We start from the raw sequence: 14276 nt of genomic DNA on the forward strand, positions 1-14276 counted from the left end.
GCGAGCGCCGCCGGACGGGGTGGATCAGCACGACACCGTGTCGCTCACTGCCATCCGAAGCGCCGCGCGAAGATGCCCTTCATCATCTGCGTAAGCACGGCGTAGGCCAGCAGGATCGCTGCAAGCATCGGGAAGTACGCCAGCGGCAACGCCTGCATCTTGAACGTCTCGGCGAACGGCGACATCGGCAGCATGATGCCGATCAGCATCACGGCCCCCGTCATCAGCATGAGCGGCCATGCGGCGCGGCTCTGCACGAACGGCAGACGACGCGTACGGATCAGGTGAACGATCAGCGTCTGCGAGAGCAGGCCCTCGACGAACCAGCCCGACTGGAACAGTGTCTGGTGCTCCACGCTGTTCGCGCCGAACAGATGCCACATCGCGAGGAACGTCAGCACGTCGAAAATCGAGCTGATCGGGCCGAAGAACACCATGAAGCGCGACAGATCCGCCGGATTCCAGCGCTGCGGCTTCGTCAGTTGCTCGCTGTCGACGTTGTCGAACGGAATCGTGGTTTGCGACAGGTCGTAGAGCAGGTTTTGCGTGAGCAACTGCAGCGGCAGCATCGGCAAGAACGGCAGGAACGCGCTCGCGATCAGCACCGAGAAGACATTGCCGAAGTTCGAGCTGGCCGTCATCTTGATGTACTTGAGCATGTTCGCGAACGTGCGCCGCCCTTCGATCACGCCCTGCTCGAGCACCATCAGGCTCTTTTCCAGCAGGATCAGATCGGCCGCTTCCTTGGCGATATCCACCGCCGTATCGACCGAGATCCCGATATCCGCCGCGCGCAGCGCCGGGGCGTCGTTGATACCGTCGCCCATGAAGCCCACGACGTGGCCATTCGCACGCAGCATGCGCACGATACGCTCCTTGTGCGCCGGGGTCAGCTTGGCGAACACGTTGGCACGCCCGACCGTCGTGGCAAGCTCGGCGTCGCTCATCGCTTCGATGTCGTCGCCGAGCACGCAGCCGGTCACCTTCAGACCGACCTCGCGGCAGACCTTGGCTGTCACGAGATCGTTGTCGCCGGTCAGTACCTTGACGTCGACGCCTGCGGCAGCGAGCGCGTTCAGTGCAGGCGCCGTCGACTCCTTGGGCGGATCGAGGAACGCGATATAGCCGACGAGCACGAGTTCGCTTTCATCGGCAACGCTGTAGCTGTCGCGCACCGGCGGCAGATGGCGCGTCGCCACGGCCACGACACGCAGACCTTCGGCATTCAGATCGGCCGTCACGCGGCGCAGACGTGCCAGCACGTCGGGCGTGAGCGGCTCGACATTCGCACCGTGCTGCACGCGGTCGCACACCGCCATCACTTCTTCCACCGCGCCCTTGCAGATCAGTTCGTGGTGTTCGCCGTTCTCGCTGACCACCACCGACATGCGACGACGCTGGAAGTCGAACGGAATCTCGTCGATCTTGCGGTAACGGTTGACCACGTCCAGCCGCTGATGCAATTCGGCGTGATCGAGCACCGCGACGTCGAGCAGGTTCTTCAGGCCGGTCTGGTAAAAGCTGTTCAGATAGGCGTGTTCGAGCACGTCTTCCGACGCGTGTCCCCAGACATCGGTGTGGCGCTCCAGGCAGATCTTGTCCTGCGTCAGCGTGCCGGTCTTGTCGGTGCAGAGCACGTCCATGGCGCCGAAGTTCTGAATGGCGTCGAGCCGCTTGACGATGACCTTCTTGCGCGAGAGCACCACCGCCCCCTTCGCCAGCGTGGCAGTCACGATCATCGGCAGCATCTCGGGCGTGAGACCCACCGCGACCGACAACGCGAACAGCGACGCCTCGAGCCAGTCGTGCTTAGTAAAGCCGTTGATGAGCAGGACGATCGGCGTCATGACCAGCATGAAGCGAATCAGTACCCACGACACGCGGTTCACGCCCTGCTGGAACGACGTGACGGTCGGTTGTTGCGCGCTCACGCGTTGCGCGAGCGAGCCGAAGAAAGTGCGCGCACCGGTAGCCACCACCACGACGGTGGCCGAACCGCTGACGACGTTCGTCCCCATGAAGGCAAGGTTGTCGTAGGCAAGCGGGTTGCTGCCCCCCGACTCACAGGCGTGCGCGAATTTCTCGACGGGCAGCGCCTCGCCGGTGAGCGCCGATTGCGAGACGAACAGGTCCTTGGCCGCCAGAATGCGCACATCCGCCGGAATCATGTCACCCGCCGCGAGCAACACGATGTCGCCCGGCACGAGTTCGGCCAGCGGGATTTCGCGTCCCAGTCGGCCCATCGCGCGCACGTTCGCAGCGTCGGGCTCGACATTGCGCCGCAACACGGTCGCCGTGGTGCTGACCATCGCCTTGAGCTTTTCCGCCGCCTTGTTCGAACGCGCTTCCTGCACAAATCGCAACACCGTGGAAATGATCACCATCGACGCGATGATGATCGTTCCCTCGGTGTCGTCGGTCGCGTAAGAGACAGCGGCCAGTGCAGTGAGCAGCAGGTTGAACGGATTGCGGTAGCAGTTGAAGAGATGGCGCCACCAGGGCAGCGGCTTTTCGTGCTCGACTTCATTGGACCCGGCGTGTGCGCGCACGGTGGCGGCTTCGTCGTCGGAAAGTCCGTCGCGCGTCGTGTGCAGACGGGCGAGCAGGTCCGGTCCGGCGTCGCGGGCGGCGTCAAGCAGACCTGGCGGTGCCTCGTGGCCGTGGGCGGGCGCATCGAGCGTTTCGAGCATGTCGCGACGGCGGAAGAAGCGCAGGCCGAGGCGCGCGCCGAGCACCGCAATCAGACGCTCGCTGAGCGTGAGAGCTTGTTGCATGGGATACATCCAGAGAAGGCTTCGGAGAGGCGCCGGCGATTCGGGGAACAGGGAATCGGCGGCGCCCCGGAAAGATCGGGCGGTGGCGTCAGCCGGCGCGCTTGTCGCGACGCACGACGGCACCCAGCCATTGCCGCAGGCGCGCCGTCTTGCCCGGCACTGCCGCCGTGGCGCACGCCGCATCGGCGTGCGAATCCACCTGATAGTGATGCAGGCACTGGGACGGCAGCATCAGGGCTTGCGGATTGCCTCCGCGAAGGGTCATGGAGTAACGGAACACGATACATCTCCCGGCCGCGCGGCAATCCGCCCGGCACGGGCGTCGGGTTCGCGTCACTCGCCCGGCAGACGGGCAGGGACAACACGCGAACACACACGCACGGCGGGACAGCCCGAACGGCAAACGTAAAACTGATGAGGGAGCGTGCTACGAGAGACGGACGCTATCGGTATGGCCCAAAAACGCCCTTCGGCGCAGTGGCCGTGGGCATCGAGCGATCGATACGAACATCTGAGGTGCGCGCCAACCCGACTAAGCGAGTCAGCGGCGGGGAAGATCCCGGGGACTAACTCGCGGTGATGGTGTCGACCTGCGTCGACCGGCAACTACCACTAGAACTACTGTCCACGGAAGGACCTCCTGAGAGCTATGACGGCGCGATTCTACCCCCGAGTGCGTCGAAAGAAAAGTGACAATTCAACGTGTTACAAAATGATGACAACGGAAACTTTCCATCGCGCAGACACTCCGTCAGAATCTGTCATGTTTTCGTCACAAACCGCCTGCCGGCGGCCGTCGATGCGCTGGCACTGCGTCTGGGAATCCCATCGCAGAAGGTCCGGCAGCGTCGCCGCACGACCGGTGGCCAATCACTTGTCCCGGACTTCATGGATTCGCTCAACCGCGCCCTCTTTCTGGCCATCAACGCCTCGCCCAACGTCAGCGAAGGCGAACTGGCCGTAGCCGTCTTCCTCGCCAAATACCTGATCCTGCTCCTGCCGGTGGGGCTCTTCACGCTGTGGCTTGCCGGCGGACGCGACCGCGAAGGCGCCGTGCACGGGCTGCTGGGCGTGGGACTGGTGTTGCTGGTCAACTTCGTAATCGGGCTGGCGTGGTTCGAACCGCGACCGTTCGTCGTCGGCCTGGGCACGAACCTGCTGCCGCACGCGCCGACGAGCGCCTTCCCGAGCAATCACGCCTCGATCATGTTCACGTCGGCCTTCGTGCTGATGGGGACGATGGCGCGCACACCGCGCCTGCTCGGCAAGCTGCTGCTGATCTGCGCCCTGCCCGTGTGCTGGGGGCGCGTGTATCTCGGCGTGCACTGGCCGGTCGACATGCTGGGCGGCCTGGTCGTGTCGATCGTCGTCGCGCTGATCATGCGCACGGCGAGCGCACGCGAGACGAGCCGTATCGTCACGGCGATCTTCGAAGGTATCTACCGCCGCCTGATGGCGTGGCCGATCGCACGCGGCTGGCTGCGTCGCTGATTCGCCGGGGCCGGTCCGCCGGTCCCACATTCAGCCCCAATCTCGGGACGAACGCGAACGCGTCAGGACGACTGCGGAGATTCCGAGAGGGGGAAAGCGTGAAACTGCGGGGGAAGGTTGGGAGACTCGGGAGATCCGAATCTCCCAGTGGTGCTGCGGAGAGGTGAATCAGCGGTGGTATTCGCCAGCGGCTTCCGGCTGGTAGTCGATGCCGAGCAATTCTAGCTCGATCAGGTGGCCACCCGGCACTTGCCAGTGGATCGACTGACCGACGCGCAGGCCGAGCAGCGCGCTGCCTACCGGCGCGAGCACCGACAGACCGTTTTCCGCAGCCGCCAGATGCTGCGGATACACCAGCGTCACGCGATGTTCCTGTTGCGTGGCCAGATCGCGATAGCGCAGCACCGAATTCATGGTGGCAACGTCGGCCGGCATCTGTTCCGGGTCAACGACGTTCGCCCGGGCGAGCTCTGTTTCGAGTGCCTCCACATACGGCAATGCCGCGCGCGGCGCCTGCGCCATGAGCGCTTCGAGGCGTTCGATGTCGAGAGTCGAGACAGTAATCGAGGGACGTTGGGAGTTGACGGTGGACATGTCGACGGGCCTGTTTTTCCTTGACGTTAAGAGAGTTGCCCCCAATCTAACAGAACCCCCGCGCCGCGAGAAGTCCCGGACGCCGACGGCATCCGCTAGAATCGACGCATCGGGGCCCCTGTGCCCGGCAACGCCGCAAAGCTGAAGTCATGTCCGAATCCACCACCAACGCCGCCCTCTTCGAGCGCGCCCAGCAAACCATTCCCGGCGGCGTGAACTCGCCCGTACGCGCCTTCCGCTCGGTCGGCGGCACCCCGCGCTTCATCGCCCGCGCGCAAGGCCCCTATATGTGGGACGCCGAGGGTACGCGCTACATCGATTACATCGGCTCGTGGGGTCCGATGATCGTCGGTCACCTGCATCCGGAAGTCGTTTCGGCCGTTCAGGCGGCCATGACGCAAGGCTTCAGCTTCGGCGCACCGACCGAGGCCGAAGTGGTCATGGCCGAGGAGATCTGCCGCCTCGTGCCGTCCATCGAGCAGGTGCGCCTGGTGTCGTCGGGCACCGAAGCCACGATGAGCGCGCTGCGTCTGGCACGCGGCTTCACTGGTCGCAACAAGATCGTCAAGTTCGAGGGCTGCTACCACGGCCACGCCGACAGCCTGCTCGTGAAGGCGGGCTCGGGCCTGCTCACCTTCGCCGATTCGACGCGCAACGCGCCGTCCTCGGCCGGCGTGCCGCCCGAAGTCACGCGCGACACGCTCGTGCTGGAGTACAACAACGTCGAACAGCTTCGCGAGCTGTTCGCCGGTCAGGGTGGCGAGATCGCTGCCGTGATCGTCGAGCCAGTCGCCGGCAACATGAATCTCGTACGCGGTTCGCGCCACTTCCTGCAATCGCTGCGCGAGCTGTGCACCGCGCACGGTGCCGTGCTGATTTTCGACGAAGTGATGTGCGGCTTCCGCGTCGGGCTGGGCGGCGCGCAGGCGCTCTACGGCATTACGGCCGACCTCACGTGTCTGGGCAAGGTCATCGGCGGCGGCATGCCGGCGGCGGCCTTCGGCGGACGTCGCGACATCATGTCGCACCTCGCGCCGCTCGGCGGCGTCTATCAGGCCGGCACGCTCTCGGGCAATCCGCTCGCGGTCGCGGCCGGTCTGGCCACGCTCAAGCTGATTCAGGCGCCCGGCTTCTACGAAGACCTGGCCAAGCGCACGTCGCGACTCGTGAGCGGGCTGGTCGACGCGGCGCAAGCTGCCGGTGTGCCGTTCTCCGGCGACAGCGTGGGCGGCATGTTCGGGCTCTACTTCCGCGCCAACGTGCCGCAGAGCTTCGCCGAAGTCACGACCTCCGATGTCGCGCGCTTCAACAAGTTCTTCCATGCGATGCTCGATCGCGGCGTGTATCTCGCACCGAGCGCGTTCGAAGCCGGTTTCGTCTCCGCCACGCACGACGACACGATCATCGATGCGACGATCGACGCCGCGCGCGACGCGTTCGGGACACTCGCGTGAGCGCCGCGGGTCGATCCGCTACCCTTTGCCGCGTGACGTTCTCACGTCATTGGTCACTCGTTCGCCCATAACAAGGGGAAACACCATGCAAATGCTGCTGCCGGCGAAACTTCGCCAGTCGTTCGTCCGATGGCTCGCGCTCGGGCTGCTCACGTCGTTGCTGTCCGCGTGCGGATACAACGAGATCCAGGTCAAGGACGAAGCGGTCAAGGCCGCCTGGGCCGAGGTCGTCAACCAGTATCAGCGACGTGCCGACCTGGTGCCGAACCTGGTCAATACGGTCAAGGGCTACGCGGCGCATGAACAGTCGACGCTCACCGACGTGATCAACGCCCGCGCCAAGGCCACCAGCATCACGGTCACGCCCGAGACGCTGAACGACCCCGAGGCGTTCAAGCGCTTCCAGCAGGCGCAGGGTGAGCTGTCGGGCGCACTGTCGCGCCTGATGGCCGTCTCGGAGAATTATCCGAACCTGAAGGCCGACGGCCTCTTCCGCGACCTGCAGTCGCAACTCGAAGGGACGGAAAACCGCATCACCGTGGCGCGCAATCGCTACATTCAGGCGGTGCAGGACTTCAACGTGTACGTGCGCCAGTTCCCGAACAATCTGACGGCCAAGATGTTCGGCTACAGCGCCAAGCCGAACTTCACGGTCGAGAACGAGAAGGCGATCTCGACGGCCCCGACGGTCAAGTTCTAAGGAGCGGTTCATGGTGGCGGTTCGGGCAGTTCAGGCGAATCAGGCAGTCCGGGTCAACGGCACGCGCTCGCGCATGCCGGGCCCGGTGTGGATGCTCTGGGCGCTGGTGCTCGCCAGCCTGTGCTGGCTGGCGCTGCCGGCCGGCGCGGAAGATCTGGTGGCCGTGCCCGCGCTCACGGCGCGCGTGACCGATCTGACCGGTACGCTGACGCCCGAGCAACGCAACGCACTCGAGACGCAGCTCGCGCAATACGAGCAACAGCGCGGCAGCCAGATCTTCATTCTGATGGTGCCGAGCACGGCGCCCGAGACGATCGACCAGTACAGCATTCGCGTAGCGGACGCATGGAAGGCCGGGCGCAAGGGCGTCGACGACGGCGTCATCATGCTCATCGCGAAGAACAATCCGAACGACCTGCGCAAGATGCGCATCGAGGTCGGACGCGGCGTGCAGGGCTCGCTGACCGACGCGATCTCCGGGCGCATCCTGCGCGACGTGATGGCCCCCTACTTCCGCAACGGCGACTTCTTCGGCGGTCTCGCGGCCGGCGTGGCGGCCGTGCAGGCGGCGATGAACAACGAAGCGCTGCCGGCGCCCGATCTGCCTTCGACACGCGCGCCGCACTCCGATCTGTCGGACTTCCTGCCGCTGCTGTTCATCATCTTCATCATCGCGATGGTCGTGATCATGGAAAGCCGCAGGCGCTTCCGTGGCCCCGGCCTGCCCGGTGCGGACGCCAACGACCCGCGCTCGCGCGTGCTCACCGGCCAGCGCGGACGCATCGGCGCCGGCGGCTTCGGTGCCGGCCTCGGAGGCGGACTCGGCGGCGGCTGGGGACGCAACGATGGCGGCGGCTTCGGAGGGGGCGGCGGGGGCGGGGGCGGTTTTGGCGGCGGCGGTGGCGGTGGTTTCGACGGCGGCGGCTCCTCGGGGAACTGGTGATGACCATGACACACGACACGTCGTCGACGACTTCGGAACCGCATCGCACGCCACATGAAGCGCGGCACGAACAGGCGCATGACGTCTCGCGCTGGCTGCGGCACTTCGGCACCTGGCGCGCCCACGCACGCTGGATCTTCCCTGACCGCGCGCTCGATACGCTCGAAGCCGCGATCCGGGCGTCCGAGGCGGAGCATCGTTGCGAGATCCGTCTCGTGATCGAAGCCGCCATGCCGCTCGCGGCAGTGTGGCACGGGCAGTCGTGCCGTCAACGCGCCGTGCATCTGTTTCGTCAGCTCGGGGTGACCCACACCAGCGAGCGAACCGGCATTCTTCTGTACATCAACCTCGCCGATCACGACATCGAGCTGGTGGCCGACAAAGGCGTCAATGCGCTGGTGCCCACGCATCGGTGGGACGCCGTCGTGACACAGATGAGCGCGGGTTTCCGCGACGAACGCTATGTCCCGAGCGTGCTGGAAGCTTTGGACACCCTGCGCGGCATTGCGCGCGAATCCTTGCCGGCCCATGCCGGCGCAGCGCCGGCCAATGCGTTGACCGACCGGCCGCTGATGCTCTGACGTCTCATGTTTTCCGATCAGGACTTTGCTTACATGCGTCGCGCGCTGGCGCTGGCCGAGCGCGCGATGTTCACCACCACGCCGAATCCGCGCGTGGGCTGTGTGATCGTGCAGGACGGCCGTGTCATCGGCGAAGGCTTCACGCAGCCTGCCGGGCAGGACCACGCCGAAGTGCAGGCCATGAAAGACGCCCGCTCGCGTGGTGAATCGCTGCGCGGGGCCACGGCCTACGTCACGCTGGAGCCGTGCAGCCACTACGGCCGCACGCCGCCCTGTGCGAAGGGGCTGATCGAAGCCGGCGTGAAGCGCGTGATCGCGGCAATGGAAGACCCGAATCCGGTCGTTGCCGGACGCGGCCTGACGATGCTGCGCGAGGCGGGCGTTGATGTGCGGTGCGGCTTGCTCGAGACCGAAGCACGCGAGATGAACATCGGTTTCGTTGCCCGCATGACGCGGGGCACACCGTGGGTGCGTCTGAAAGTGGCAGCGAGTCTCGACGGCAAGACCGCCCTTCACAACGGCGTAAGCCAGTGGATCACAGGCCCCGCCGCACGCGCGGACGGCCATGCCTGGCGCGCGCGCGCCTGCGCCATCCTCACCGGTATCGGCACCGTGCGCGAAGACGATCCGTCACTGACCGTGCGCGACGTGCAGACCACGCGTCAGCCGCTGCGCATCGTGGTCGACTCTCGGCTCGACGTCTCCCCGACCGCCAAGGTACTCGCCAACGGCAACGCCCTCGTGGTCTGCGCGAACGGCGACGCGCAGCGCGTCGCGCGTTTGCGCGATCTCGGCGTGGAAGTGCTCGACCTGCCGAATCCGAACGGCAAGGTCGAGTTGCCCGCCCTGCTTCGCGTGCTGGGCGAGCGTCAGCTCAACGAAGTTCATGTGGAAGCCGGCTACAAGCTCAACGGCTCGCTGCTGCGCGAGCACTGCGTCGACGAATTGCTGGCGTATTTCGCGCCCTGCATCGTTGGCGACGCACAAGGCATGTTCAACCTGCCGGCACTCACGTCGCTCGACGACAAGCTGTCGTTCCGCTTTACCGATGTGCGCATGATCGACAGCGATCTGCGGGTGATGGCTCGACTGACACAGCACTGAGGCGAAAATAAAGCGGCGGACCGTCGCATCTCTTTAAAAAAAACGGGGCGCCCCCTCAAAGGGGCGCCCCGCTTTCGTTGGTGCTCCCGACCTTGCCGATGCCGCTCACGCAGCGATCGGCACGTGATCAGACGTGGAAGCCCACGCGCCCGAGCGACTCCATCTCGACCGACACGTACTGACCCGGCTGGATGTACTCGGCCGGGGTAGCGCCGCCCGCCATCACGATCCATCCCGCTTGCAACGGCTCGCCCGCTGCGGCCGACAGACGGGCCGCAGCGACCAGCGAACGCAACGGATGGCCGAGCAGCGCCGCCGTCGAGCCGACCTGCACGGTGCGGCCATTGAGCGTCATCGTCAGCCCGAGATTCGAGAAGTCGACGTGCGGGTTGTGCCACGCGCCGATCACGAAACCGCTGGACGATGCGTTGTCGGCAATCACTTCCGGCAGCGTGAACTTGAAGTCCTTGTAGCGCGAGTCGATGATTTCGATGGCCGGGGCAATCGCCTCGACCGCCGCCAACGCCTGCGGCCCCGTCACGTTGCCTTCGAGCGGCTTCTTCAGGATGAACGCGATTTCCGGTTCCACGCGCGGATGCACGTAACGCTTGAAGTCGATCGACGTGCCCTCTTCGACCTGCATGCCGGATGTCAGGCGCCCCCAGATCACGTCGGACAAGCCCATCTGGATCATCTTGGCGCGGCTCGTGAAGCCCATCTTCACGCCGACACGCGTCTCACCGCGCGCGGCCCGGCGAGCGAGCGACGCGGCCTGGATGGCATAGGCGTCGTCGAGCGACAGACGATTGTCGGTATCGAACTGTTCGACTTCGTGGGCGAAGTGTGCCGCGTCGTCCAGCAGCTTGGCGTAGTCTTGAATGTGGCTCATCGTGCGGCCTCGCTGGCAGAGTCGGCAGGGGCAAAGACGGCGCGGACCGAGCCCAGGCCGTTGATACGGGTCTCGAAGATGTCGCCGGGCGTCACGGCCGCCATCGGGCCGAGCGCGCCCGAGAGCACCAGGTCGCCGGCCTTGAGGGGCGTGCCCACGGCCGCCATCGTGCGGGCGAGCCACACCACGGCATTGATCGGGCTGCCCAGGCAGGCCGCTCCGGCACCCACGGACACCGGCTCGCCACGACGCTCCATGACCATGCCGCACATGCGCACATCGAATTCGGAGAGCTTCTTCGGGGTGTTGCCGATCACGAACGCAGACGACGAGGCGTTGTCCGCAATCGTGTCCGTGATGCGGATATTCCAGTCGGCCACGCGGCTGCCGACGATTTCGAGCGCCGGCAGGGCGTAGTCGATGGCGTTGAGCACGTCGAGCTGACCGGGATTCTCGATGTTCAGATCGCGCCCGAACACGAACGCGATCTCGGCCTCGATCTTCGGCTGCGTGAGGATCGAAGCGGGAATCGGCTCACCGTCTCCGTACCCCATGTCGTCGAACAGCATGCCGAAGTCGGGCTGGTCCACGCCGAGCTGCTTTTGCACGGCAACCGACGTCAGACCGATCTTGCAACCGACGATGCGGCGCCCGGCGGCCAGACGGCGCTCGGTGTTGATGCGTTGAATCGCGTAGGCGTCGTCGATGCTCAGCGGCGCATACGTGTCGCGCAGCGGGGCGATGAACTTGTGCGAGCGCTCGGCTTCGAGCAGCGCGTCGGCCGCCTGTTGAAGACGGGCGTGCGTGGCGGCGTCGTGCTTGTAGGTCGCTCCCATCACGCGCCAGCCTTGGCCGGCGCGGCCGGCTCGTCCTTGGTACGCTCGCCCACGGCCCAGTGGGCGGCCGGCACCTGCGTCGCGTAGACGCGAATCGATTCGAGCGGCGCGCCGAGCGTCTCGTGCACGGTGCGCGCCACGGCCTTCACACAGGCCTTGACGGTGGCGTCGTCGCGACCTTCCACCAGGTTGATATGTACGATTGGCATGATGCTGTCCCCTGAAAATGCCCGAAAAGAGGCTTCGTGCCCAATGATGCGCGCGCAACAAGATACCGTCCAATACCAAATTTCCCAATTCCGATACCATTTCGGTATTGGATGATGGCGTCGCCGCCGTGTGCGGTCATGACGTTGAAACGAGGTCTTCATGGATATCAAGCAGATGCGGTACTTCCTCGCCGTGGCGCAGGAAGGGCATTTCGGACGGGCAGCGGAGCGACTGAACATGGCGCAGCCGCCGCTCACCCGACACATTCACGCGCTCGAAGCCCAGTTGGGCACGGCGCTTTTCGTGCGCACACCCAAGGGGGCGACGTTGACCGCCGCCGGGCAGACACTGCTCGCCGAGGTGCCGAATATCCTCTCGCTGACCCGTCGCGCCGAGGAGCAGACGCGGTTGGCGGGCGAAGGCTATATCGGCCGGCTCGACGTCGGCATCTTCAGTTCGGGCATTCTGAACGCGATTCCCCGCCTGCTGGCGAGCTTTCATACGGAACGTCCGGAAGTGAAGATCGGCCTGCACAACCTGTCGAAGACGGAGCAGATCGCCGCCCTTCGCGAACGGCGCATCGCCATCGGCTTCAACCGTCTGATTCCGGACGAGCCGGATCTCGTCGTCGACTGGATTCACCGCGAGCCGTATCTCATCGCGCTATATGAAGGTCACCCGTTGTGCGAGCGCGCATCGCTCACGCTCGCCGATCTCGACAACGAGCGCATGATCCTCTACCCGAACGCGCCGGTGCCGGGCCTCGCCGAGGAAGTCGCGGCCGCGTTCCGCGACGAAGGCGTGACGCTGCGCGTGGAACAGGAAGTCGAGGATGTGGTGACGTCGATGGCGCTCGTGGCGAGCCGCTTCGGCATCTGCGTGACAACCGAGTCGGCAGCAAACCTGCGGTTGCCCGGTGTGGTGTACCGGCCGCTGAAGTCGCGGCGACTACGCTCCATCGAACTGAACTGCATGTACCGGCGCGACGACGATTCGCCGATCCTCGCCGCGTTTCTTGCGCTGATCCGGCATTCGCGCAACCGCCCTCAACCTCTGGCCATGTAGCCATCGCACAGGCGCCCCCGTGGGCGCGACATATCCGCCCGCATATGCCGCCGTATATCAAATCGGATGCAATGGGATTTAATTGGATTCCACTCTGGCGAAAATTGTATCCAAAATGTCCTGATCGGTAGTCCAAAGCCGCCGATCAACGTGGCCCCGATTTGCCGATTCAAGCGGTGTTTTGAATTACGTTTATCTGCGTAGTACTACGGAGTATCGTTGTGAGGCGTCTTATTTAATTCTTCCGACCCTTTTGAAACCCTTTACCCATGCGGGTTTCGGGATGCACCTCTATACCGGTTCCAATTGGACTGCGTATTACGCTACTATGGCGCATCGTTCTCGCCGGCCTCGGCAGAATGATCCAATACCGACCAGGTTCAGCAGTCGATCAAGACTCCCCCACGCCGGGTAGTCAAAAAATACAAATCAAGGAGATGTCCACAATGCAGTTCCGTCACAAATCCCTGTTCGTTGCCGCTGCGCTCGCCTTCATCGGTACGGCTGCCAACGCCGAGACCGTCAAGATCGCCATCGCCGGCCCGTTCAGTGGCTCGGTTGCCCAATACGGCGACATGGTCAAGGCCGGTGCGCTGACCGCCATTGAAGAAATCAATGCGGCAGGCGGCGCCAACGGCAACAAGCTCGAAGCGGTCATGATGGACGATGCATGCGAGCCGAAGCAGGCCGTCGCCGTCGCCAACAAGATCGTCAGCCAGAAGATCAAGTATGTGATCGGCCACGTGTGCTCCGGATCGACGATTCCCGCATCGGACATCTACGAGAACGAAGGCGTCGTGATGATCACGCCGTCGGCCACGGCACCGCAACTGACCGAAGGCAAGAAGCGTCACTTCATCTTCCGTACGATCGGCCGTGACGACCAGCAAGGTCCGGCAGCCGCTCAGTACATCATCAACAAGGTCAAGCCGAAGAAGGTTGCCGTGCTGCACGACAAGCAGTCGTACGGTCAGGGTATCGCCACCTCGGTGAAGAAGGACCTCGACGCGGCCAAGATCCCGGTCGTGCTGTTCGAAGGTATCAACGCCGGCGACTCGGACTACTCGGCCGTCATCACCAAGCTCAAGTCGCAAGGCGTGGACTTCGTGTACTTCGGCGGCTACCACCCGGAAATGGGCCTGCTGCTGCGCCAGGCACGCGAGCAAGGCGTGAAGGCCACGTTCATGGGACCGGAAGGCGTGGGTAACAAGGACGTGACGGCCATCGCCGGCCCGTCGTCGGAAGGCATGCTCGTGACGCTGCCGGCCGACTTCGCCGCCGATCCGGCCAACGCCAAGCTGGTGAAGGCCTTCGCCGACGCCAAGCGCGACCCGAACGGTCCGTTCCAGATGCCGGCCTACACGGGCGTGCAACTGATCGCCAAGAGCATTGCCGGCGCGAAGAGCACGGACTCGGAGAAGGTGGCCAAGTACCTGCACGCGAACACGTTCGACACGCCGATCGGCAAGGTGGCGTATGACGCCCAGGGCGATCTGAAGTCGTTCAAGTTCGTGGTCTTCACGTGGCACAAGGACGCCACCAAGACCGCCGCCAACTGATTCCCTGACGCTTTACCGGCCAGCGAATCTCCCCCAGCCGCCCGCCGACCCCGGCGGGCGGCTCGCATTCGCGCTC

The 14276-nt window shown here is 64.8% G+C and carries 14 protein-coding genes; 8 read left to right on the forward strand and 6 right to left on the reverse strand.

Annotated elements, in window-relative coordinates:
* Positions 1 to 44: 44 nt before the first annotated feature.
* Entirely contained in the window at positions 45 to 2774 is a 2730-nt protein-coding gene (mgtA, locus tag ABWO90_RS07585) for a magnesium-translocating P-type ATPase (protein ID WP_353190598.1), read from the reverse strand.
* 88 nt (positions 2775 to 2862) lie between these two features.
* Positions 2863 to 3054 (reverse strand): hypothetical protein, encoded by a 192-nt coding sequence (locus tag ABWO90_RS07590; RefSeq protein WP_353190599.1) that lies wholly within the window; start codon positions 3052 to 3054, stop codon positions 2863 to 2865.
* 608 nt (positions 3055 to 3662) lie between these two features.
* Here ABWO90_RS07590 and ABWO90_RS07595 point away from each other — a divergent pair.
* On the forward strand, positions 3663 to 4265 hold the full coding sequence (locus ABWO90_RS07595) for a phosphatase PAP2 family protein (protein WP_353190600.1): 603 nt from the start codon (positions 3663 to 3665) through the stop codon (positions 4263 to 4265).
* Positions 4266 to 4433: 168 nt separating this feature from the next.
* On the opposite strand, the gene rnk is transcribed toward ABWO90_RS07595, so the two are convergent.
* Positions 4434 to 4859 (reverse strand): nucleoside diphosphate kinase regulator, encoded by a 426-nt coding sequence (gene rnk, locus ABWO90_RS07600; protein WP_353190601.1) that lies wholly within the window; start codon positions 4857 to 4859, stop codon positions 4434 to 4436.
* A 149-nt stretch (positions 4860 to 5008) separates the two neighbouring features.
* On the opposite strand from rnk, the gene hemL reads away from it, so the two are divergent.
* From hemL to ribD, 5 genes are all read left to right on the forward strand, one after another.
* Positions 5009 to 6313, forward strand: coding sequence for a glutamate-1-semialdehyde 2,1-aminomutase (gene hemL / locus ABWO90_RS07605; protein WP_353190602.1), 1305 nt, complete (start codon positions 5009 to 5011; stop codon positions 6311 to 6313).
* An 85-nt stretch (positions 6314 to 6398) separates the two neighbouring features.
* Positions 6399 to 7013 carry a LemA family protein gene (locus tag ABWO90_RS07610; protein WP_353190603.1) on the forward strand — a complete coding sequence of 205 codons (615 nt, stop codon included), beginning with the start codon at positions 6399 to 6401 and terminating at the stop codon, positions 7011 to 7013.
* Positions 7014 to 7086: 73 nt separating this feature from the next.
* The gene (locus tag ABWO90_RS07615) at positions 7087 to 7956 is read left to right on the forward strand and encodes a TPM domain-containing protein (protein WP_502922572.1); all 870 of its coding nucleotides are present in this window, start codon (positions 7087 to 7089) and stop codon (positions 7954 to 7956) included.
* A gap of 5 nt (positions 7957 to 7961) precedes the next feature.
* Positions 7962 to 8537 (forward strand): TPM domain-containing protein, encoded by a 576-nt coding sequence (locus ABWO90_RS07620; RefSeq protein ID WP_353190604.1) that lies wholly within the window; start codon positions 7962 to 7964, stop codon positions 8535 to 8537.
* A 6-nt stretch (positions 8538 to 8543) separates the two neighbouring features.
* On the forward strand, positions 8544 to 9641 hold the full coding sequence (ribD, locus tag ABWO90_RS07625) for a bifunctional diaminohydroxyphosphoribosylaminopyrimidine deaminase/5-amino-6-(5-phosphoribosylamino)uracil reductase RibD (RefSeq protein WP_353190605.1): 1098 nt from the start codon (positions 8544 to 8546) through the stop codon (positions 9639 to 9641).
* A gap of 127 nt (positions 9642 to 9768) precedes the next feature.
* Here the strand turns inward: ribD and ABWO90_RS07630 are convergent, their stop codons facing one another.
* Genes ABWO90_RS07630 through ABWO90_RS07640 form a run of 3 tightly spaced genes read right to left on the reverse strand, consistent with a single transcriptional unit; the run spans position 9769 to position 11575 of the window.
* Positions 9769 to 10530, reverse strand: a complete 762-nt coding sequence (locus ABWO90_RS07630; protein WP_353190606.1) for a 2-keto-4-pentenoate hydratase — start codon at positions 10528 to 10530, stop codon at positions 9769 to 9771.
* The gene (locus ABWO90_RS07635) at positions 10527 to 11366 is read right to left on the reverse strand and encodes a 2-keto-4-pentenoate hydratase (RefSeq protein ID WP_353190607.1); all 840 of its coding nucleotides are present in this window, start codon (positions 11364 to 11366) and stop codon (positions 10527 to 10529) included. Before ABWO90_RS07635 ends, ABWO90_RS07630 begins: the two co-directional genes overlap by 4 nt.
* Entirely contained in the window at positions 11366 to 11575 is a 210-nt protein-coding gene (locus tag ABWO90_RS07640; RefSeq protein ID WP_023597244.1) for a tautomerase family protein, read from the reverse strand. The genes ABWO90_RS07635 and ABWO90_RS07640 overlap by 1 nt, the downstream gene beginning before the upstream one ends.
* A gap of 160 nt (positions 11576 to 11735) precedes the next feature.
* Between ABWO90_RS07640 and ABWO90_RS07645 the strand changes: the two genes are divergently transcribed.
* Complete coding sequence (locus ABWO90_RS07645) at positions 11736 to 12641, forward strand: LysR family transcriptional regulator (protein ID WP_353190608.1); 906 nt, start codon at positions 11736 to 11738, stop codon at positions 12639 to 12641.
* 446 nt (positions 12642 to 13087) lie between these two features.
* Complete coding sequence (locus tag ABWO90_RS07650; protein WP_353190609.1) at positions 13088 to 14200, forward strand: branched-chain amino acid ABC transporter substrate-binding protein; 1113 nt, start codon at positions 13088 to 13090, stop codon at positions 14198 to 14200.
* Positions 14201 to 14276: the final 76 nt, after the last annotated feature.

This window comes from Pandoraea pnomenusa, assembly GCF_040391475.1.
GTDB classification, from domain to species: Bacteria; Pseudomonadota; Gammaproteobacteria; order Burkholderiales; family Burkholderiaceae; genus Pandoraea; species Pandoraea pnomenusa_C.